Origin of the sequence: Natrinema amylolyticum (assembly GCF_020515625.1) — an archaeon.
GTDB lineage: Archaea > Halobacteriota > Halobacteria > Halobacteriales > Natrialbaceae > Natrinema > Natrinema amylolyticum.
This window is the reverse complement of sequence record NZ_JAIWPJ010000004.1, coordinates 54,305-75,532: the sequence shown is the minus strand read 5'-3', so window position 1 is coordinate 75,532 and position 21,228 is coordinate 54,305. Positions and strand designations below refer to the sequence as shown.

Genomic DNA, 21,228 nt, shown 5'->3' with positions numbered 1-21,228 from the left:
CAGGGCCCCCTCACCCCAACATATATCAGACTGTTCGTTGTCACTTCTGATGAACGTCATATGTATACACTTGGCATGGACATCGGCGGGACCTTCACCGACTTCACGCTGGTCGACCGGGAGTCGGGGTCGGTCACCATCGATAAGGAGCCGACGACGCCGGCGAATCCGGCGGAGGGGGCGCTGACCGGGGCCCGTCGGATCCTCGACGAGAACGACGTCTCGTTCGACGATCTCGACACAGTCATTCACGGCACGACCCTCGTCTCGAACACGCTCATCGAAGGCACGGGAGCGACGACGGGGCTGCTCACGACCGAGGGAATCCGCGATACGCTCCAACTCCGGCGCGGGTCGCGCTACGACATGTTCGACTGGGAGATGGAGTATCCCGACCCGCTGGTCCCCCGCCAGCGCCGTCTCGAGTTGGACGAGCGCCTAACCGACGACGGCGAGGTAGTCGAACCGCTCGACGAGGAGGAAGTCCGCGAGCGGACTCGGACGCTTGTCGAGGACCACGGCGTCGACTCCGTCGCCGTGTCGCTGTTGCACTCCTACGAGTCCGACACCCACGAGCGCGCCGCGGCCGAGGTCATCGAAGACGAGTATCCCGACCTGAACGTCTCGCTCTCCGCGGACGTCGTTCCCGTCATCAGAGAGTACGAGCGAACGTCGACGACCGTCATCAACGCGTACGTCGCACCCGTCGTAGCGGACTACCTCGAGTTCCTCGGTTCCGAGCTTCAGTCCGAGGGGTTCGCGGGCGAGGTCTACATGATGACCTCGTCGGGCGGTATCGTCGACGTGCAGACGGCGAAGGCGGAACCGATCCGACTCGTCGAGTCCGGTCCGGCGGCGGGCGTCCTCGCCTCGCGCATCTTCGGCGAGAACCACGGCAACGACGACGTGTTCTCCTTCGACATGGGCGGCACCACGGCGAAGGGATCGGTCGTCGAGGACGGCGACATCCGCATGAAGTACGAGACCGACGTCGCCCGCGTCCACCGGTTCAAGGAGGGGAGCGGCTACGACCTCGTCTCGCCGCTCATCGATCTCACCGAGATCGGCGCCGGCGGGGGATCGATCGCCTCCGTGAACGACGTCGGACTCGTCGAAGTCGGTCCCGAGTCGGCCGGCTCCGATCCCGGTCCGATCTGTTACAATCAGGGCGGCGAGGAGCCGACTGTGACGGACGCTTCGCTCCTGCTCGGCTACCTCGACCCCGAGAACTTCTACGGCGGCCGGATGGAGCTGGCGGCGGAGCGCACTGAGTCGATATTCGCCGAGACGCTCGCCGATCCGCTCGACCTATCGGTGACCGAGGCCGCCTGGCGCGTGTTCGAGGTCGTCAACGAGAACATGGCCACGGCGTTCCGCCGCTACGCCGCCTCCCGCGGCATCGACACTCGCGGACTCTCGATGACGGCGCTCGGCGGCGCCGGCCCCTCGCACGCGTTCCGCGTGGCCAGGAAGCTCGACATCGACGAGGTCGTCTGTCCGTACGGTGCGGGCGTCGGGTCCTCGATCGGGCTCACCGAAGCGCCGCGCATGTACGAAGCCAGTTCGACGAGCCAGGCCGTCCTCGCGTCGCTGACCGCCGAAGACTTCCGGCGACAGTTCGATGCGCTCCGCGACGAGGCCGCGGCGGTACTCGAGCGGGCGGGCATCGATCCGGACGAGACCGAGGCGTCTCTCAGCCTCGACATGCGCCACGTCGATCAGGGTCACGAGATCAAAGTGCCCCTCGAGGGACGTGCTATCGACGACGTGACGCCCGACGTCGCTCGCGAGGCGTTCGAACGGACTTATCAGGAGACGTTCAACCGCGAGACCCTGGAGTTCCCCGTCGAGGTACTCACGTACCGGCTCGAACTCGCCGAGGCCGATCGCACCGCCGAAACCGCACAGATCGCCGTTCCTGAGGGCGGGAGCGACGAACCGAACGGCCGCGACGTCTACTTCGGCCCCGAGGACGGAACGATCGCGACCGACGTCTACCGCTGGGACGGGCTCGAGGCGGGCCAGACGATCGACGGCCCCGTCGTCGTCGAGGCCGACCAGACGACGGTCGTCGCCGATCCCGACTCGAGCGTCAGCGTGGCTGACAACTACGACATCACTATCGAACTATGAGCGAGACAGACGACACCGACACGGCTGATTCGGCCGGCTTAGAGACTCAGGTGCTGTGGAACAGGCTCCAAGCGACCGCCGACGAGATGTACGACGCCGCCGAGCGGCTGGCGTACTCCTTCTCCATTCGGGAGGGAGCCGACGCCTCGACGGCGGTCATGACGGCCGACGGCGATGCGATCGGCCTCTCCGACCAGTCCGTCCCCGTTCTCTCGGGGGCGCTGTCTCGGACGACGCGGATCATTCTCGAGGATCACTTCCCGCCGGAGACGCTGGAACCGGGCGATACCGTCATCACGAACGACCCCTGGATCGGCGGCGGTCACCTGTCGGACGTGGTCGTCCTGAACCCCGTTTTCCACGACGGTGATCTCGTCGGAATCGTGGGCAGTCTCGGTCACACCGACGACGTCGGCGGGAACCGCGGCGGCTGGTCGACCGATGCGGAACAGGTGTACGAGGAGGGGATCCTGATTCCGCCGACGAAGCTCTACGAGGCCGGCGAGCGAAACGACGCGGTCGACTCCATTATCCGGAGCAACGTCCGGATCCCCCACCAGGCGCTCGGCGATCTCGAGGCGTTGCGATCAGGGAACACGGTCGGCGAGGAACGCGTTCGCGAAATCGTCGACGAGCGGGGCCCCGAGACGTTCGACCGCGTCGCGAGCGAGGTCATCGACCGGACCGAGCGCGCACTGCGCGAGAAACTCGCCGACCTGCCCGACGGCACGTACGAGGACTCGATCGAGTTCACCATCGCCGACCACGACCTCGAGATTCACGTCGCCGCGACGATCGACGGCGACGCCCTCGAGGTCGACTTCGCCGGGACGTCGGCGCAGGTCGAGGGCGGGATCAACTGTCCGTTCGGGAACATCATCACCATCACCGAGTACATCGTGAAGTGCATGCTCGTTCCCGATCTGCCGAACGCGGAGGGGTTCTTCCGGCCCATCGAGGTGACCGCACCGGAGGGATCGATCCTCAACTGCGATCGGCCGAAGGCGACGATGGGGCGCCACCTCACCTACTCGCGGGCGGAGGACGCGCTCATTCGCGCGTTGGGACAGGCCGTCCCCGAATCGGCGCTCTCCGAGATGGCGGGCATTCAACTCGCGCCGTTCTCGGGCGCCGACGAGAACGGCGACGAGTTCATCGCCGTGGGCGGAACGGCCGGCGGCCTCCCGCCCAGCGCCGACAAGGACGGAATCCCCGGCGTCTACTTCCCGTACAACGGACAGAACACCCCTATCGAGATGTTCGAACGCTACAGTCCGCTCCGATGGGAGGAGACGGCGTTAGTTCCCGACACCGAGGGGGCCGGCGAGCATCGGTCTGGCCCTGCGATGCGGACGTCGTACCGCAACCCGACCGATCGGCCGGTGTACTTCGCGCTCACTTCCGGCCGCGCCGACCGCGATCCGTCTGGCTTCCGCGGCGGTCGATCGGGGAAACGGGCGACGACGGCCTCCTCGAGCGACGGAAAAGAGGTTCCGCCGAACGGCCCCGGCACGCTCGAGCCCGGCGAGACGCTCACGCTCGTCTCCGCGACGCCCGGCGGCTACGGCGATCCCGAGGACCGCGATCCCGAACGCGTCGCGGCGGACGTCGAGCGGGGGCTGATTTCGGAAGAGCGCGCTCGAGACGTCTACGGATACGACCCGGCCGACGAGTCATGAAATTCGGCGGCTTCGTCGCGAGCGACTCCGTCGCCGACGCGAGAGACTACGCCCGCTCGCTCGAGGCGTGGGGCTGGGACACCCTCTGGGCGATCGACTCCCAGCAGCTCTACACCGATCTGTACGTCACGCTCGCGGCGTGTGCGACGGCGACCGACGAACTGACGCTCGCGCCCGGCATCACGAACCCGAAGAGTCGGCATCCGTCGGTGACGGCGAACGCGATCGCCTCGCTCGACCAGCTCGCCGACGGCCGAACGGTGCTCGGCATCGGCGCCGGCGACAGCGCCGTCTACTCGGTCGGACAGCAGCCGGCGACCGTCGAGGAGCTAGCGGAGAGTGCGACGAAAATCCGCAGTCTGCTTCGCGGCGAGGAAGTCACGTTCGGCGGCGAGCCGTTCCGCCTCGAGTCGCGACGACGCGACGTGTCCGTATACGTCGCTGCGGAGGGCCCGAAGACGCTGCGGATGGCCGGCGAGGTGGCCGACGGCGTCATCTTCGGCGGCGGTCCGAACCCCAAGACCGTCGAGGAACTCGGGCTGGCGAACGTTCGCAAAGGGGCCGAACGGGCCGGGCGGTCGCTCGAGGACCTCGATATCGTGACGCTCACGCCGACTTGCGTCGCGGAAACCAAAGCGAGAGCCGTCGAGAAACTCAAACCGGTCATCGAACCGATCGCCTACCACAACTTCACGTTCTCGGTCGCGGAAGCGCCCGACGACGTGCAAGCCGACCTCCGCGCGCTCGTCGACGCTCACGATATGCAGGAGCACGGCGACGAAGAGGCAGACGCGCTCGAGGACATCGACGACGAGGTGTGGGAGTATCTCGGCGACCGCTTCGCGGTCGCGGGACCGCCCGAGGCGTGTCGAGAGCGACTGCGAGCGCTCGAAGAACTCGGCGTCGATCACGTCATGTGCCTGTTTCCGCCCGACCGAACCGCGGAGAACGAGCGGTTTCACGACGAGGTGCTCGCGGATTCCGCGCTCGGTCCCTGAGAGCACCCGTCTCGATTTCCGTTTCGTAGCGACTGTGCGTTACACGGCGTCGAACGCCCGTCCGGGGTACTCGAGGTACTCGGCGAGTCGCTCGAGGAACGCGCCCGAATCGGCCCCGTCGAGCACGCGGTGGTCGATCGTGAGACTGAACGTGATCGCGCGCTCGAAGTCGACGTCGCCGTCGCGCTCGACCGGAATCGGCTTGCGCCGACCCAGTGCGAGGATCGCGACCTGCGGCGGGTTGATGATCGAGTAGGAGACGTCCATGTCGAAGACGCCGACGTTGGTGACGGTGAAGGTCCCGCCCCGGAGGTCCGACGACGTGTGCTCGTTCTCGAGGACCGTCTCGACGAGTCGCTGCCGCTCCGACGCCAGGTCCTCGAGGTCGCGGTTCGGCACGTCGTCGATAACCGGCACCATGAGCCCGTTCTCGCTGTCGACCGCGTAGCCCACGTTAACCTCGTCGATGAGGCGGTGTTCGCCGTCCTCGAAGTGGGCGTTGAACTCCGGGAGATCCTCGAGCGTTCGGCCGACGAAGTGGAGGATGAGGTCGTTCAGTGAGACGTCGACGCCCTTCTCCTCGAGTCGGTCCCTGACCTCTTCGAGCCGTTCGATGCCGATATCGCGCGTCCCCATGACGTGGGGCTTCTCTCGAGCGCTCCGGCTCAGGCGCTCCGCGATCGTCTTCCGCGCGCCGGTGAGTTCCCGCGATTCCGTCACGGTGAGCCCGTCGGTGGTCTGCTCGTCGCTCGCGGCCGCCGACGCGTCGGGACCGTCGGCGTCGGCACCGCCCGCGAACGCTTCGACGTCACCTTCGGTAATCGCTCCCTGCGGGCCCGTCCCGTCGATCCGAGATAAGTCGACGCCGTCCTCCTCGGCGCGGTGTTTCGCCCGCGGCGTCGCCTTGACGTCGTCCGTCGCGGACGCGGCATCGGAATCGGACTCGTCGCCGCCCTCTGCTGACGCTCCGTCACCGCTCCCTGCCGACGATCCGCCGCTCTCGAGGTAGTCCTCGATGTCGCCCTCGGTGACCGCGCCCTGCGGTCCGGTTCCATCGATTTCCGCCAGATCGACGTCCGCGTCGTTGGCGCGGCGCTTGGCGCGCGGCGTCGCCTTGACGTCCGTGGTCACCGGTCCGCCGTCGGCTTCCGCGCCGTCCGCGGATCCGGTGTCCGGGGCCGACGACGCCTCGCCGGCGTCCGCCGGCCGCTCGTCGCTTTCTCCGTCCTCGAGTTCCGACAGCGACGGTGCCGATTCCCCCTCCTCGCCGATCACCGCGAGCGGTTTCCCGACTTCGATCGCGATCTCTTCGCCCTCCTCGACGTACTGCGCGAGCAGGACTCCGCTCGCGGGCGCCTCGATTTCGGCGCTTGCCTTCTCCGACTCGAGGACGGCGACGACGTCCCCCGTCTCCACTCGATCGCCCGTATCGGCCTCCCAGGCGACGAGATCTCCGTAGTCACTCAGCCCGAGCTTCGGAATCCGTACTACGTCTACCATGTTTGGTACCATGGTTCACCCTTCTATTTAAACTCTCACCCGATTCGATCCCCGTTCGTCCGCGAGTGCCGGGATGCCGAGCGCTCGCGTCGCCGCCGGTCTCCGCGCTCCGTCGCGACTCCGGTCCTCGAGACGAGAGGTGGCGACCGGAGAAGCGCGTTCCCCGGTCGCCGGTCGCCCGTTCGCTAGAAGAGCGATTCGATCCCGTTCGCGATCCGGTCGGCGGAGGGCAGCGCCTCCTGCTCGAGGGGCGGACTCAGCGGAATCGGGATGTCCTTCACGCCGATAGTCTTCGGCGGCGCGTCGAGGCTGAAGAAGTCGTTCTCGACGATCTCGTTCGCGATGTGGCCCTGCGTCCCGTATCGCTCGACGGTCTCGTCGACGACGACCAGTCGCCCCGTCTTCCGGACGCTCTCGGCGATCGTCTCGGTGTCGAGCGGGGCGAACGTCCGAGGGTTGACGATCTCGACGTCCGCATCGACCTCGGCCGCGGCTTCCTTCGCGCGGTGGAACATGAGTTGGGTCGCCACGACGGTGACGTCCTCGCCGTCCTCCTCGACCGCGGCTTCCCCGAGCGGGAGCGTGTACTCCTCGTCTGGCACTTCGCCTTTCGTCTCGCTCAGCATCTTGTGGGGGAGGAAGAAGACCGGGTTATTGTCCCGGATGGCGCTCTTGAACAGCCCCTTCGCGTCGTAGGGCGTCGTCGCGGTGACGACGACCCACCCCGGTACGTTGCCGAGCCAGGAGTGGACGGACTGCGAATGCTGTGCGCCCGCACCGATTCCGGCCCCGGACGGCGCGAAGATGGTAAGCGGCGCTTCGATCTGGCCGCCGCTGACGTAGGGCTGTTTCGGGATCTGGTTGAAGACTTCGTCACCGGCCGTCGCCGCGAAGTCAGCGAACTGCAGTTCCGCGACGGGCCGAATCCCGCCGACGGCAGCGCCGAGGGCCATTCCTGCGATCCCGATTTCGGACAGCGGCGTGTTCCGCACTCGGTTCCGACCGTGTTTCTCGTACAACCCCTCCGTTTCGCCGAAGTTGCCGCCGAACTCCTCGACGTCCTCGCCGAACAGGATGACCTCCTCGTCCCGTTCCAGTTCCTCGTCTATCGCCTCCGCGATCGCCTGCACGTACGTGATCTCTCGTGTCATTGTTCCTCACCCTGCCCGTAGAGGGGCAGCTGGTAGACGTGATCGTAGGCCGCTTCCGGCTCCGGTTCCGGGCTCTCGCGAGCGAACTCGACGGCCTCCTCGACCTCCGCTTCGATGTTCGCGACCATGTCCTCGAGTTCGTCCTCGGTGATGACGTCGTTCTCGAGCAGCCGCTCCCGATAGTTCTCGATCGGATCCTTCTCCTCTTTGGCCCGCTCGTAGGCCTCCTCGTCGCGGTAGGTCTCCTTGTCCCCTTCGAAGTGGGGAACGAGACGGACGACGCGGCTCTCGATGACCGTCGGTCCCTCGCCGTTGCGGGCGCGCTCGATCGCCTCGGCGACCGTGTGGTACACTTCCTCGACGTCGCTCCCGTCGATGCTCTCGGTCGGCATGTTGTGCGGAATTCCGTAATCCGAGAGGTGGTCCGGCGACAGCGATTCGGCGGGCGTCGAGATGGCCCACTCATTGTTCTCGATGATGAACACGACCGGCAGGTCCCAGTAGGCGGCGAAGACGAGCGCCGTGTGGAACGAGCCGCGACTCGTCCCGCCGTCGCCGATGGTCGTCACCGCCACGTTGTCGGTCCCTTTCATCTCCTCCGCCAGCCCGAGTCCGACGGCGGGATTCTGCCCGGAGCCGATCGTCGCGGCGTGTCCGTACAGCCTCCGATCGACGTCGGAGACGTGCATCTGGCCGCCGTGGCCCTTGTTCGATCCCCCGACGCGTCCGTAGAGCTCCGCCATGATCTCCGGTAGCGGTACGCCCTTCGCGATATACTGGCCGATCAGTCGCGCACCGCCGACGGCCAGCCAGTCGTCGTCCCGCATCGCGGCGCCCATGCCGACGTGCGATCCCTCGTGGCCGCCGCTGAGGTGAACGAATCCCGGAATCTCCCCCTCTCCGAACCGCTCTTTCGTCTCCTCCTCGAAGATATCGATGCGGAGCATCTCCTCGAGGAGATCTCTCGCCGTGTCGTCGTCGACGCTAACGTTCTGTGTCATTCGATCCCACATCTAAGGGTGTTTCAGTCTACTGCATAAATCTACCCCCGATGAGCGTCATCGCGATAGCACCGCTGGCGGATCTCTCCGCGAATTCCGTGTGGCAGACGATCGAGCGGCCGGGAGCGCTCGAGGCGTACTTTCTTATAGAATAACCGTGTTACCGGAACGCATGCGAGGATTGCACGGAAAGACTGCAGTCGTTACCGGCGGTGCGTCCGGGATCGGCCGCGCGACGGCGCACCGACTGGCCGAGGAGGGCGTCGACGTGGTCGTCACTGATATCGACGACGAACGAGGCGAAGAGACCGTCGAGCGGATCGACGCGAACGAGGCGGCCGACGGGACGGCCGAGTTCCGATCGCTCGACGTCAGCGACTACGATCGGTTCGAGGAGTGTCTGGACGCCGTCGCCGAGGACTACGACGGATTGGACGTCCTGTTCAACAACGCCGGTATCGGCGAGGCGCGGTCCTTCCGCGAAACGACGCGCGAACACAGGGACGAACTGATCGACGTGAATCTCAAGGGTGTCTGGAACGGCTGTCACGCCGCGCTCCCGCTGTTCGAGGCGGACGACGGCGGCGTGATCATCAACACGTCCTCGATGGCGGGATGGAAGCCGGCCCCGATCACGTCCTACGCGCTCACGAAGGCGGCAGTGCTGCACTTCACGCGGTCCGTCGCGGGCGAATTCGCACAGTACGACGTTCGCATCAACGCCGTCTGTCCCGGTCTGATCGACACGGCGATGACCGACGAGTGGTACTCCGAGGAGGAACAGGAGGCGATGCGCCGGCAGACGGCGCTCGACCGCTGGGCCGATCCCGACGAAGTCGCGTCCTGCGTCGCCTTCCTCGCCAGCGAGGACGCGTCGTACGTGACCGGTCGGGCGCTGAAAGTCGACGCCGGCTACGTGTGACCTCCTCTCCCCTCCTTACTCGCCGCTGACGCGGCTCGTTCGTTACGGACGGGCATCCGATTGATGTTGTAAGAAACGGTCTCTGCCACCCCTCCTCCGTCAATCGTCGGCGCGGACGTCCTCGGACGGCTCGTCGAAGTACTCCGCTTCGCGGGCGGCTTTGCGTTCCCGTCGCTGTTTCTGTGCCTCCTCGGACATCATCCCCGTGTGCCAGTTGACGCCCTCGTCCGTCTCGAGGGTGACGGATACCACTTCGTCGATGGTGCCGACCCGCTCGTCGATCTCTTCGACGAAGTAGGGGAGTTGCATGCAGAAGGGCGTGGTAAGTCGCATCGAGACGGTGACGTGGCCCTCGTCGACGTCGATCTCGTCGAGGAGGCCCATTTCGATAATACTGAGATCCGTCCCGTTGGCCGCGCTACACGGATCGACGACCTCGTCCAGCCGCTCGCGAATTCGGTTCTCTAGGGCGGACATCACGCCACCTCGGCGTTCGTCGTCGAGTACGGGTCCGCGAGTTCCCCGTCCGCTCGCGCACTACTGAACTCGTCGTCCTCGATACGCGTACGGGCCTCGTCGATATCGAGATCGATGAGATTCGCGTAGTTCTCTCCGAGGATCTTCCGCTTGTGATCGTCGGTGATCTGGGGGAGTTCGCCCATCATACTGGTGTTCTTGCGGACCGCCTCGGAGAACTCGAAATCGCGGAACGCTTCGAGTTGCGGCCGCGGGTGGACGGACATCGCTCCCGAACTCCAGAACAGCCGGTCCATTCCGTCCTCTCCGAGGAAGCTGATCAACTCGGCGAGCAACTCGCCGAACCGCCGTTCGTTACCGAGTAGAATTGCCGGCAGTCCCTCCAGATTCACGTAGACGTTCGGGAAGCGAGCGAGCTGCCAGGCGGTCTCCTCGGTGAACGAATAACCGCCGTGGACGATACTGAACGTGAGATCGGGGAAGCTCTCGGCCGCCTCGTCGACGTCGCCGGGGTGATACGGTCCCCGCGGGACGGGTCCGAAGGGAATTGCTTTGTGAATGTCGATGAGTTCGATGCCGAGATCGTGCGCCTTCTCGAAGACGGGAAACGCGACCTCCGGATCACCCATGCTCCAGCCTTCGTGATGATCCTCGCTCCAGTGGGACGGATAGAGTTTGATCCCGAGCGGATCGAAGTCCCGAACTTGCGCCTCGAGTTCGTCCTCCCACTCGTCTCGGAGCGGATCCACGCAGGCGTACGAACGGAACCGGTCGGGCCATCGGTCCACGACCGCACCCGCTTTGTCGTTGGCGACCAGCCCGTCGTGGAAGGCGTACATCGGTACCGGATGGAACGTCGCCATGTCCGTGTAACTCTCCTCGAACAGCATGGTCGCCGTCTCTTCGACGCCCCAATCCCGCACGAAGCCCTCCGTGGTGAGCGTGTACTCGTCGGCGACGACGGCCGACACGTTCCCGAAGAGCATCTCCGTGATCCCCTCGGCGTGTTGTTCGTTACGGTAGTTCGACGGGGACATGTTGTACGAGTGCGTTACCGCGTCGTACACGAACGTCTCCTCAAGGTCTAACATGGGCACTCTCCGTTTCGGCCTCGGTTTCTTCGCTCGCACTCACACCGAATATGACAGTAGTATGTGACGCCATACCTGTGTATTGTTAACGTACAACCATTAATAACTTCGGACGAGGTTCGGATAATGAGCCGGGAGACACGGTCATCACAGGAGCCGAGATTCGATGTACCCTCCAGAAACCGGTACCAACGGGTAGCAGCGGGGAACGCTCTAGGGATTCGACCGCCGAAGGACCGACGACGGTCACCGAAGCGAGCCGTCGCCGCTAGACTCGCTCGAGGATCGTCGCGATGCCCTGGCCGAAGCCGATACACATCGCCGACAGCGCGGTGTCCTGACCGGTCCGCTCGAGTTCGTGGGCCAGCTTGGTCAGCAACATCGCCCCGGTCGCGCCCAGCGGGTGGCCGTGGGCGATCGCACCGCCGTTGACGTTGACGTCCTCCCAGGACGCGCCCGTCTCCTCGAGCCAGGCGGCGACGACCGATGCGAAGGCCTCGTTCACCTCGAAGAGATCGATGTCGCCGACGGTCATGTCGGCCTTCTCGAGGACCCCCTCGGTGGCCGGAATCGGCCCTTTCAACATCGTGATGGGGTCGACGCCGACGACCTCGGTCTGACGAATGCGGGCCATCGGTTCCCAACCGTGTCTCTCGGCGGCTTCCTCGCTTGCGATCAACAGCGCGGCCGAGCCGTCGACGATCCCCGAGGCGTTGCCAGGATGGTGGAAGCCCTCGCCCTCCTCGCGGAAGGAGAGGGGAAGATCGGAGAGCGTATCCATGTCGGTGCCGGGACGGGGATGTTCGTCCTGCTCGACGACGACCTCCTCCCCGTCGAGTTCGGTCTCGACCGGCGTGATCTGGTCGTCGTAGCGACCCTCGTCCCAGGCTTCCTTCCAGCGCTGCTGGGAGTCGACGGCGATTTCGTCGAGTTCCTCGCGCGTGAAGCCGTACTCCTCGGCGATGCGCTCGGCCCCCTCACCCTGGTGGGTCCGCTCGTCGAAGTGCTCGAAATACGTGTCCGTTAGCCCGCCGTCGTCGGAGCCCATCGGGACGCGGGTCATGTGTTCGACGCCGCCGGCGATGAGGACGTCGTGCTGGCCGGCCATGACGTTCGACGCGGCGAAGTTAGCCGCCTGCTGGCCCGACCCGCACATCCGGTTGAGTTGAACCCCCGGGACGATATCGCCCCAGCCGGCGACCATCGGCGCGAGCCGGGCGATGTTGAGTCCCTGTTCGTCCATCGGCGTCACGCAGCCGTAGATGACGTCTTCGATCGTTTCCGGCTCGAACCCGTTGCGCTCGCGGAGTGCCGTTAGGGGTTCTGCAGCGAGATCCTGGGGATGCGTGTCGCGGAACGATCCGTCACGTTTGCCAAACGGTGTCCGTACTGCGTCGACGATAACTGCGTCTTTCATTGACACGGGTACTGCTATCATTCGCGGCGATAAGAGGCTTTGCCTGTACCTCGTTGCTCATTTCCCAGTAGGGGAGGCACACGGTTGTAACCGTGTACGGATGTCGGTCATCTCGATTTCGTCGTTCGATCATCCCTGTGACGACGTAGGAGACAGCGACTTCGTCGCGCTGGTTCGTCTACGTGAACACGTAAGAAAATATCCGGGACCGAATAGGAATCGATCGACAGCATCCAGGTACAGGTACCGACGCCGTATCACGAGTTTGCAACCCTTTCACGCTCGATTGTCGCTGGATTGTTCCGGCGGACAGTTTCGAACGCTCGTCGAGATACCCGGTCTCAAAAGATTCATTTTGAGTGTACAACACGAGCGAACTTCCGACCGTCCAACAGGAGCGACGGTGCCGTAAGTAGTACAAAGCCGCGAACGTGTTATACTGCTGAGAAAACATACAAACGGACGGAGCCCACACTTTGTAATGCATACGCATGCCAGAGATGATCACACTCTCTCCTGTAGAGCAGGTACCGTCAGACTCGAGGGTGTACCACTACGACGAACTTCCAGAACGCGCAAAAGAGTGTTTGCCCTGTTTGGTTGAAGTCGACGAGGGTGATGTGGCGGTTCCTGAACGAATCTGCGCCGCGTTCGAATCGTACGATATCGTCAAGTTCACTGACTACTATCGAATCACGGTCCGCGAAGAACCGGCGTCGACTCCGAATGTTCGCTAACTACTCCGATCGGAATCTCGAGAGGGTCGCATCCCGATACGCACCTCATCGTCGCACCTAGTAGTCGGTTCGGTATCTCGCATCGTGCGATCTCCTGTGGTATATACAAGGCCGTACAATCCGATATTCAACGGTCCCCATTCGCTCCACCCAGCAGTTTCCGACGCTGTGAAGAAATCAATCACCTCTCCTCGTATCGCTTCACCCCGTATTCATCCAGTATTCGGAACCCTCAGTTAGCGGGTTCGGCTGCCTCCAGTCGGTCTCGGAGGGCAGTTTTGACGATCTTCCCGACCGGGTTCCTCGGGATTTCGTCGACGACTTCCAGTCGCTCCGGTCGCTTATAAACGGCGACATCGTCACCCATGTACTCCGTGATGTCTTCAAGTTCGAGTTCCGTGTCGGGTTGCGGTACGGCGAAGACCGCGACGCGCTCTCCGAGGTCGTCGTGGGGTTCGCCGACAACGGCCGCGTCCGCCACTTTCGGGTGTTCGATGACGATGTTCTCCACTTCTTTCGCGCTGATCGTGAACCCACCCCGGATGATGACGTCTTTTTTTCGGTCGAAGAAACTCATGTAGTCGTCTTCTTCGACCCGGAACAGGTCACCGGTGTGGAAGTACCCGTCTTCGTCAAACGCGTTTTCGGTGAGTTCGGGTTGGTTGTAATAGCCCGCCATGAGCCCCGGCCCCTGAAACGCGACCTCACCAACCTCGCCGGGTTCCGTCAACTCGTCGCCGCTTTCCGGATCGACGATTCGTATGTCGACGGTATCGATCCGCGGGTCGTCGATTCCCCAGTCGACATCCGCTGCGAATCGCGGGAAATCCGTCGCACGCCGCTCCAACGGTGTCGTCTTCGGGCCGCTGATGGCGGAGGTACCCTCATTTTGACCCCAGATATTGATAATTTCGATCCCCCATCGCTCGTCGAACTCCTGCATCGCCCATTCCGACGGCGCAGCTGATCCGGTTGTGATCGTTTCGACGCTGCTCAGATCGAACTCGTCGACATCAGGGTGTTTGAGCAATTGGTTCAGCATCGTCGGTACTAGAATAGTAAACGTGACGCCCTCGTCTTGCATCTGCTCTACCATGAGCCCCAGATCGATCGGGTGGTGGAGTACGAGCGTACCGCTCGTGAGCAGCCACGGGACATAGTTCACACCGAGCGCTGTCATGTTGACTAACGGCGCCGCACAGAGAACGACATCACCCTCGTTCATATCGCAAAGCGGTGGTGTCGGATTCGACTGCCAATTGTTGTGCGTCATCGGACACGCCTTCGGATCCGCAGTCGTCCCGGACGTCCACTGAAGATTGAACACCTCGTTGGCACCGATCTCGATATCTTCTAATGCCGATGTATCCGGATCGGCGGTCGCAAACTCCTGAATATCCGAAAGCGAGAGGATCCGCTCGAGCGTTTCGGAATCCTCTGCGAACGCCGTCGCCATCTCGACGTGATCGAACCCGTTGAATTCCTGCGGACCCACGTAGGCGACGGCGTCCGTTACGCCGACTACGTGCTCGAGTTCGTGTCGGCGCCATTGAATCGGCATCGGCGACGTGATCGCTCCCGCCCTAGCGACCGCCAGGTACAGCATAGCCGATTCCCACGTGTTTGGTAACTGCATGACGACGAAATCGTTCTTCCCGATACCTTGGTCGCGCAGCGATACTGCGACGGCGTCAACGGCGTCGGATAGTTCCGCATACGTCAGTCGCTCGGGCTCTCGGTCGACCAGTTCGTGTGCGTTCGGTGGATCTACGACGGCCGTCCGATCAGGGTGGCGTGCGACAGTCTCCGCGAATTGATCGAGTAGCGTCTCATCGCCCCAAGCGCCTGCCTCCTCGTATTCGGCGATCAGATCCGGGTCGTGCAGTTCCATATGTGCTGTGGAATGACAACACGCAACGTGATATATGTTTCCCGAAAGAACGGATCGGGATAGGACAGATCCCGATGAGGATGTGACCGATTCGGTACGCGACACTATCGATACCGAGGAGACCATGGCGTTTCGACGCCTGTCTGAGTATGTCGAGTACAAAGTCCTGAAACGCGGTGTCTCCGTGGAACAAGTCGAGCCGAACCACACGTCACAACGCTGTTTTCGGACTGTCTGTGGGTTCACGCACGGGATAGCCCGCTCCGGCGAGCAGTTCTTTGCCAGAAGTCTGACTACGAGGTCAACACGGACTACAACGCCGCGAAGAATATCGGGACGCGGTACGATCGGAATCGACAACACAAACGTGGGGTAGTTCACGTACTCTCGTAGAATCGAACGCCATCCTCGAGAACGCTCCGGACGTCCCCTCGATCCTCGAGATATTCGACGAGTCCGACGGTCTCTGCGAAGATTCGACTGATCCCACGCTCCGTGCCCGCTCTGTCCGTCGCGATCTGAAAGGCCGTCGCTCGGTCCGATTCGAGCCGCTCGAGGCACCGCTCGAGTTTGGACTCCAGATCGGCGATTGATCGGTCGAGACACTCATCGTATCGGTCGTGTACCGGACCATGACCCGGGAACACCCGTTCGAACCGATACGTCTTGAGGCGCTCTAACGTCGCGCGAAACAGTCGGATGCTGTCCTCGACACCGTCGTCGAAGTTGACGAGTAGCGACGGCGCGCGGAACGGTTCCATCGCCATGTCGCCGGAGAAAACGACTCGGTCACCGTCGAGCGTCGTTCCGAAGCAGACGTGACTGATGTGGTGTCCCGGTGAATATATCGGTTCCATTTCGTGCGTCCCGACGGTGAACGGGTCGTCATCGATCCAGACGTCGACCGCGTCTTCGGGAAGCGATTCGCGCACCGTGCGGTGAGCGGAAAGCAAGCGTTCGCTTGCGGACTCGAGATATTCGGGTTCGAGTCCGGCCTCGAGTAGATTCGCTCGCGTCCTCTCGGCGACCGTCTCCATCTCTCGCTCGTATCGATCTCGGAGTTGTCTCGGCGCGTAAACGGTCGGCGACCCGGCCTCGAGCAGCGTCGGCGTCTGGCCGACGTGATCCGTGTGCCCGTGCGTAAGCACCACGTGTTCGATGTCCGATGGATCGTATCCGTGGTCGCCGAGTTCAGCGCGTAGTTCCTCGGAGCCGCGCTCACCGGGCGTACCCGCGTCGATGAGGATCGGCTCGTTACCCGAAATCACGTACGCCGCCGCGTGACCCGGCGCCCAATCGACGGAGAATTCCAGCCGGTGGACCGTCGCGTTGAGATCGTTCCTAGCGGTCCGATTCGGTTCACTCATGCCGCTAGATACGGTGATCCACGATGGATAAGTTTCGATTAGCGGCAAAGCAATCCTATAGATGCGCCGCTGTGTAGCGAGAGGGCTCCTTCGCCCGCCGGCGGGTCGGTCGTGCCTCGACGCGTTCCGATGCCGGGTCCCGAAATTCGGAACGGAACGGGATACCGCTCGCCGATCGAACCGGTGGCCGACGGCGTTCGATAATCGTGGGACGGTCTGATCGAAGCCGATACGTATCGGCGGGGCCGCGCCCCGGTCAGTGCGCTCGAGTTCCTCGCTCCGTCTCCCGGCCTACGTCTCCACGCCGTACTGTTTGGCGATCGTGTCGAGCTGAATTTCGTCGGTCCCCTCGACGACTCGTTGGATCCGGACGCGGTGGAGGCGGTCCATGAACGGGTTCTCCTCGGCGAGGCCGTTGGCACCGTGAATCTGGACGACGTCGTCGGCGGTCTCCCAGAAGGCGTTGCTGGCGAACCACTTGAGGATCGACGACTCGGCGATTGCCGGCTCGCCCTGATCGAGCAGCCAGGCGCATTTGAGTCCGACGGCGTCGGCCGCCAGCGCGTTCGCTTGTCCGCGAGCGATCTTGTGCGATATCGCCTGATATTGGCCGATCCGCTCGTCGAACGCTTCGCGCTCGTTCGCGTAGGTCGTGGCCTCGTCGAGCAGCCACTCCGCGCAGCCGATCTCGACGCGACCGCGTCCGAGGGACGTCACTGACCGGTTCAGTGACGAATCCCTGCGTCTGCGGATCGAACGATCGATAGTTCGTCCGAACGCCGTTTTCGCCGTTTCCCAGCGCGTTCGAATCGTGTCTACAGGCGGAACAGGTCGAGTGCCTCGGGGCTTGACCCCGAGGCTGTTCACTACTGTGCTATCGTGTAACAAACAAGCCCGTGGTTTGGCTGGACATATCTCGGCCTTCGGGACGGTCGGGTAATAACACTCTCAGGACGTTATTTACTCCTCCGGATAGCAGATCTCAAACGGCTTCACTCAGGGTTATGAATCGGTTCGCTGAGGCCAATAATCGACTGATTCGAGAGGAACTGCTCGAGCGATCGAGCGATCGGGACGCGGTGAGCGTCGCGACCGGGGCAGTCGAAGTAGCCCGTGAAAAATATTATAGTGGCACCGGATAGATTGCGACTATGGACGGCTTGACCCTCGGAGACATCGCTGTGACGAATGCGCGAAAATATCCGGACGACGATTGCCTCGTGACCCTCACCGGCGGCGACCGAGACGTGATCACGTTCCGCGAGTTCGACGACCGAGTGAACCGAATCGCGCGGATGCTCTCGAGTCGCGGCGTCTCGGACGGAGACCGGGTCGCGGTCTACATGCAGAACCATCCGGAGACCATACAGACGTACTACGCCGCGATGAAACTCGGTGCACTCCCGGTTCCGATCAACCATCGGTTCAAAGACGACGAAGTCAGTTACGTCCTCAGAGACAGCGATGCGGAGTTCTGTGTCTTCGATAGCGACGCGAAAGGGACGATCTCGGCGGTCGCGTCGCAGTCAGAGACGCGAATCGAGGAGTACCTGTACCTCGGTGCGGACGTGCCCGACTTCGCTGACGGGTTCCGCGCCGCCTGTGAAGGCGTCTCCGACGACCGGGTCGAAGTCGTTCCGAACCGTCTCGACGACGCTGCACTCATGTACACCAGTGGAACGACGGGAAAGCCGAAGGGCTGCGTTCTCACGCACGATAACGTCATTCAGAACTCGGTGAACACGGTGTACAGCTGTAACTTCGGTGAGAACGAGGACAGGTTCCTCGTCGTCACACCGCTCTTCCATATCGCGGCGTTCGCACTGTTCAACAACACCTTCTACTGTGGGTCGACGACGTATCTGATGAACGATTTCGATCCGGTTCGGGTGATGGACGTTATCGACGCCGAGGACATCACCGGCTCGTTCTTCGTTCCGATGATGAGCCGCGCACTGCTGAACGTCGACGGGTTCGACGACTACGATCTCAGTTCGTTCGACCATTACATGACCGGTGCGGCACCGTCCGGAGAGGAACTCAAGGAGGAAATTATCGATTCGTTCGACGCGAACCTCTACGAGGTGTTCGGTCAGACCGAGATGTCCCCGGTCACCTGTCTCCTCGATCCACAGAACGCGCTCGAAAAGCCCGAGAGCATCGGAAAGCCGATCGTCAACGTCGCGGTCAAAGTCGTCGACGATGCGGGCGAGGAGGTCGAACCCGGTGAAATCGGGCGGATCGCGTACCGCGGACCGACAACGTTCAAAAAGTACCTCGGAATGCCCGAAAAGACCGAGGAGGTGTTCGACGATGAGGGGTATTTCGTCTCGTCAGATCTCGTACGCCGGGACGAGGACGGGTTCCTGTATTTCGTTGGACGACACGATGATATGATTATTTCCGGTGGAGAGAACATCCACCCCGCGGAAATCGAAGAAGTGCTTCACGAACACGCGAGCATTTCCGAGGCAGCCGTCGTCGGCGTTCCGGACGAAGAGTGGACCGAACGGGTGAAAGCGGCCGTGGTCCTCCACGATGGAGAGACGATGACCGCCGAGGAGGTCACGGAGTACGTCGGAAACCGTATCGCCGACTTCAAGAAACCCCGCGAGGTCGAATTCCACGACGAACTGCCGCGCAATCCGACCGGAAAGATCGTCAAAGAAGACCTGAAGTAGTCCGTCTCGACGCGTCGTATTGCCAGCACGGAATTCGTTCGTTTCAGTACTCCCTCACGGTCGTTCTCGGTTGAAGGAACGTTCGTTGGATCGCCAGTTCGTATACCGATCCGAATCTCGATTTCTGCGTCAGAAGAGCAAATGCTCTCGACAGTGCGGGCGGCGTACCGTCTCACTCACCACTCCCATCGTTGCTGACTGACCCACGCATACTATTTGCAAGTTCAGATCGTCACTCGCTATCGTCCGAAATAATAACGAACATAGCCCATTACTACCGTACTTCCCGCCTGCCTTTTCCGACTCTGTTTTCGTACCTAGCAACGATCGATACAGTTGCTCTCGAGACGATTCCCCACTCGCTCTCACAGAGATCAGAAGTGATAGGGTTTTTTAGTGTGGTATAGACAATCGATAGCACGCCTATGATGGACACTGAACTGACGGTGCAACAGTTGCTCGAGCGCGCTGTCACGCTCTTTCCGGACAGAGATCTCGTGACGAGCAGAGCAGACGGATCCTCTCATCGCTACACGTATCGGGATGCGTACGAGCGGATCTGTCAGCTCGCACACGCCCTCGACGAACTCGGCGTTGAACAGGGAGACCGCGTAGCGACGATGGCGGCGAACCACTACCGCCACTTCGAGCTCTACTACGGACCGGCGTGCAGCGGCCGAAGTATGCACATGGTCAATCACCGCCTGCCGGAGGAACACCTCGAGTATCTCTTCACCGACGCCAAGGATCGCGTCGTCTTCCTCGATCCGGATTTCGTCCAGATCGTCGAACCCCTGGCCGATGACCTAGATTCGGTCGAGCAGTACGTAGTACTCGACGACGAACTCCCGGAGACGTCGCTCGATCCCATCTGCACGTACGAGGACCTCCTCGAGGGCCATCCGACCGACTACGACTGGCCGGAGATCGACGAGGAGACCGAGTGCGGAATCTGTTACACGTCGGGGACGACGGGAAAACCGAAGGGCGTGCAGTACACCCACCGGGCGGTCTATCTTCACAGTATGATGTGCAGCCACGTCGACACGAACCGCGTCAGCCAACGGGATACGATCCTCGTCGCGGTGCCGATGTTCCACGCGAACGCGTGGGGGTTCCCGTACGCAGCCGCATTCAGCGGGAGCAAGCTCGTCTTCCCCGGCGGCGACCTCTCACCGGAAAACGTCGCAACGCTCATCGAGTCGGAAGGAGTGACGGCGTCCGCCGGCGTCCCGACGATCTGGATCGACCTCGCGGAGTACTTAGACGATCATCCCGAGGCGGACATCTCGAGCATCGATCGAATTACCGTCGGGGGGAGTGCGCCGCCGGAATCGCTCATTCGGACGTACGACGAGGAGTACGACGCGCCGCTGTTGCAGGGGTATGGTATGACCGAGACATCGCCGCTGCAGACGATCAGTACGCTGACCTCGGAGACGGCGGCGCTCCCCTCCGAAGAGCGATACGAGTATCGGGCCAAGGCCGGGATTCCGGTTCCCGGTATCGAGATGCGTGTTCGGAACGAGGACGGTGAGGACGTGGCTCGCGACGGCGAAGCGTTCGGCGAGGTGCAGGTACGCGGCCCGTGGGTCGCCGACCGCTACCACGATCGGCCGGAAGCCAACGAGGAGTCGTTCACCGACGACGGCTGGCTCAAGACTGGCGACGTGGCGACCTGGGACGAACACGGCTACATCGACATCGTCGATCGGACGAGCGACATCATCAAAAGCGGCGGCGAATGGATTTCGTCGGTCGAACTCGAGAACGAACTGATGGCCCACGATGCGGTCAAGGAAGCGGCGGTCGTCGGTGTTCCGCACGAGCGCTGGCAGGAACGGCCGTTGAGCTACGTCGTCCTACACGACGACGCGGACGTCTCCTCGGAGGCGTTGCGCGACCACCTCGACGACCGATTTCCCAGTTGGTGGCTCCCGGATGAGGTCGAGATCGTCTCCGAAATCCCTCGCACAAGCACCGGGAAATTCGATAAGAAGACGCTTCGGGAACGGTTCACCGAGATGCGCGGCGCGCTGAGCGGCGACTGACCGACTCACAACTGCACTATCTGGCAGATAAGCACTTCTAGGTGCGTTCCGCGATCATCATTTTCCCTGCTTTGACTCGAGCGGTGGCCGCGTCCGTTCGACCAGCAACAGGGCGAATGATGGAAAAACGGA

The 21,228-nt window shown here is 62.8% G+C and carries 16 protein-coding genes and 1 pseudogene; 8 read left to right on the top strand and 9 right to left on the bottom strand.

What is annotated here, in order from left to right:
• Nucleotides 1–60: 60 nt before the first annotated feature.
• From LDH66_RS19160 to LDH66_RS19150, 3 genes are read left to right on the top strand one after another with little or no spacing between them, the layout of a single operon-like run.
• On the top strand, nucleotides 61–2,133 hold the full coding sequence (locus LDH66_RS19160; protein ID WP_226482688.1) for a hydantoinase/oxoprolinase family protein: 2,073 nt from the start codon (nucleotides 61–63) through the stop codon (nucleotides 2,131–2,133).
• Nucleotides 2,130–3,812, top strand: coding sequence for a hydantoinase B/oxoprolinase family protein (locus LDH66_RS19155; RefSeq protein WP_226482687.1), 1,683 nt, complete (start codon nucleotides 2,130–2,132; stop codon nucleotides 3,810–3,812). Before LDH66_RS19160 ends, LDH66_RS19155 begins: the two co-directional genes overlap by 4 nt.
• The gene (locus tag LDH66_RS19150) at nucleotides 3,809–4,810 is read left to right on the top strand and encodes an LLM class flavin-dependent oxidoreductase (protein ID WP_226482686.1); all 1,002 of its coding nucleotides are present in this window, start codon (nucleotides 3,809–3,811) and stop codon (nucleotides 4,808–4,810) included. The genes LDH66_RS19155 and LDH66_RS19150 overlap by 4 nt, the downstream gene beginning before the upstream one ends.
• A gap of 39 nt (nucleotides 4,811–4,849) precedes the next feature.
• On the opposite strand, the gene LDH66_RS19145 is transcribed toward LDH66_RS19150, so the two are convergent.
• The 3 genes from LDH66_RS19145 to LDH66_RS19135 form a co-directional block, all read right to left on the bottom strand.
• Entirely contained in the window at nucleotides 4,850–6,310 is a 1,461-nt protein-coding gene (locus tag LDH66_RS19145; RefSeq protein ID WP_226482685.1) for a 2-oxo acid dehydrogenase subunit E2, read from the bottom strand.
• Between the two features lie 185 nt (nucleotides 6,311–6,495).
• Nucleotides 6,496–7,461, bottom strand: a complete 966-nt coding sequence (locus tag LDH66_RS19140; RefSeq protein WP_226482684.1) for an alpha-ketoacid dehydrogenase subunit beta — start codon at nucleotides 7,459–7,461, stop codon at nucleotides 6,496–6,498.
• Complete coding sequence (locus tag LDH66_RS19135; RefSeq protein ID WP_226482683.1) at nucleotides 7,458–8,462, bottom strand: thiamine pyrophosphate-dependent dehydrogenase E1 component subunit alpha; 1,005 nt, start codon at nucleotides 8,460–8,462, stop codon at nucleotides 7,458–7,460. Before LDH66_RS19135 ends, LDH66_RS19140 begins: the two co-directional genes overlap by 4 nt.
• Nucleotides 8,463–8,634: 172 nt before the next feature.
• Here LDH66_RS19135 and LDH66_RS19130 point away from each other — a divergent pair, with 172 nt between their 5' ends.
• Nucleotides 8,635–9,384: an SDR family NAD(P)-dependent oxidoreductase gene (locus LDH66_RS19130; RefSeq protein WP_226482682.1), complete on the top strand. Its 750-nt coding sequence runs from the start codon at nucleotides 8,635–8,637 to the stop codon at nucleotides 9,382–9,384.
• 99 nt (nucleotides 9,385–9,483) lie between these two features.
• On the opposite strand, the gene LDH66_RS19125 is transcribed toward LDH66_RS19130, so the two are convergent.
• The 3 genes from LDH66_RS19125 to LDH66_RS19115 all read right to left on the bottom strand — a co-directional run bounded on the left by LDH66_RS19125 (nucleotide 9,484) and on the right by LDH66_RS19115 (nucleotide 12,369).
• A complete protein-coding gene (locus LDH66_RS19125; protein ID WP_226482681.1) occupies nucleotides 9,484–9,861 on the bottom strand; it encodes a metal-sulfur cluster assembly factor in 378 nt (125 codons plus the stop codon).
• On the bottom strand, nucleotides 9,861–10,952 hold the full coding sequence (locus LDH66_RS19120; RefSeq protein WP_226482680.1) for an amidohydrolase family protein: 1,092 nt from the start codon (nucleotides 10,950–10,952) through the stop codon (nucleotides 9,861–9,863). The genes LDH66_RS19125 and LDH66_RS19120 overlap by 1 nt, the downstream gene beginning before the upstream one ends.
• A gap of 268 nt (nucleotides 10,953–11,220) precedes the next feature.
• Nucleotides 11,221–12,369: a thiolase family protein gene (locus LDH66_RS19115; protein WP_226482679.1), complete on the bottom strand. Its 1,149-nt coding sequence runs from the start codon at nucleotides 12,367–12,369 to the stop codon at nucleotides 11,221–11,223.
• A 491-nt stretch (nucleotides 12,370–12,860) separates the two neighbouring features.
• Here LDH66_RS19115 and LDH66_RS23400 point away from each other — a divergent pair, with 491 nt between their 5' ends.
• Nucleotides 12,861–13,106 (top strand): DUF7979 domain-containing protein, encoded by a 246-nt coding sequence (locus LDH66_RS23400; protein ID WP_484549489.1) that lies wholly within the window; start codon nucleotides 12,861–12,863, stop codon nucleotides 13,104–13,106.
• A gap of 232 nt (nucleotides 13,107–13,338) precedes the next feature.
• On the opposite strand, the gene LDH66_RS19110 is transcribed toward LDH66_RS23400, so the two are convergent.
• Entirely contained in the window at nucleotides 13,339–14,997 is a 1,659-nt protein-coding gene (locus LDH66_RS19110; RefSeq protein WP_226482678.1) for a class I adenylate-forming enzyme family protein, read from the bottom strand.
• A 124-nt stretch (nucleotides 14,998–15,121) separates the two neighbouring features.
• On the opposite strand from LDH66_RS19110, the pseudogene LDH66_RS19105 reads away from it, so the two are divergent.
• Nucleotides 15,122–15,390, top strand: a pseudogene (locus LDH66_RS19105) (zinc ribbon domain-containing protein); the annotation flags it as partial.
• Here LDH66_RS19105 and LDH66_RS19100 read toward each other — a convergent pair.
• Complete coding sequence (locus LDH66_RS19100; RefSeq protein WP_226482677.1) at nucleotides 15,375–16,364, bottom strand: MBL fold metallo-hydrolase; 990 nt, start codon at nucleotides 16,362–16,364, stop codon at nucleotides 15,375–15,377. The pseudogene LDH66_RS19105 and the gene LDH66_RS19100 overlap by 16 nt on opposite strands.
• Before the next feature lie 291 nt (nucleotides 16,365–16,655).
• A complete protein-coding gene (locus LDH66_RS19095; protein ID WP_226482676.1) occupies nucleotides 16,656–17,081 on the bottom strand; it encodes an acyl-CoA dehydrogenase family protein in 426 nt (141 codons plus the stop codon).
• A 434-nt stretch (nucleotides 17,082–17,515) separates the two neighbouring features.
• Between LDH66_RS19095 and LDH66_RS19090 the strand changes: the two genes are divergently transcribed.
• The gene (locus tag LDH66_RS19090; protein ID WP_226482675.1) at nucleotides 17,516–19,045 is read left to right on the top strand and encodes a class I adenylate-forming enzyme family protein; all 1,530 of its coding nucleotides are present in this window, start codon (nucleotides 17,516–17,518) and stop codon (nucleotides 19,043–19,045) included.
• 428 nt (nucleotides 19,046–19,473) lie between these two features.
• Entirely contained in the window at nucleotides 19,474–21,096 is a 1,623-nt protein-coding gene (locus LDH66_RS19085) for a long-chain fatty acid--CoA ligase (RefSeq protein WP_425492975.1), read from the top strand.
• Nucleotides 21,097–21,228: the final 132 nt, after the last annotated feature.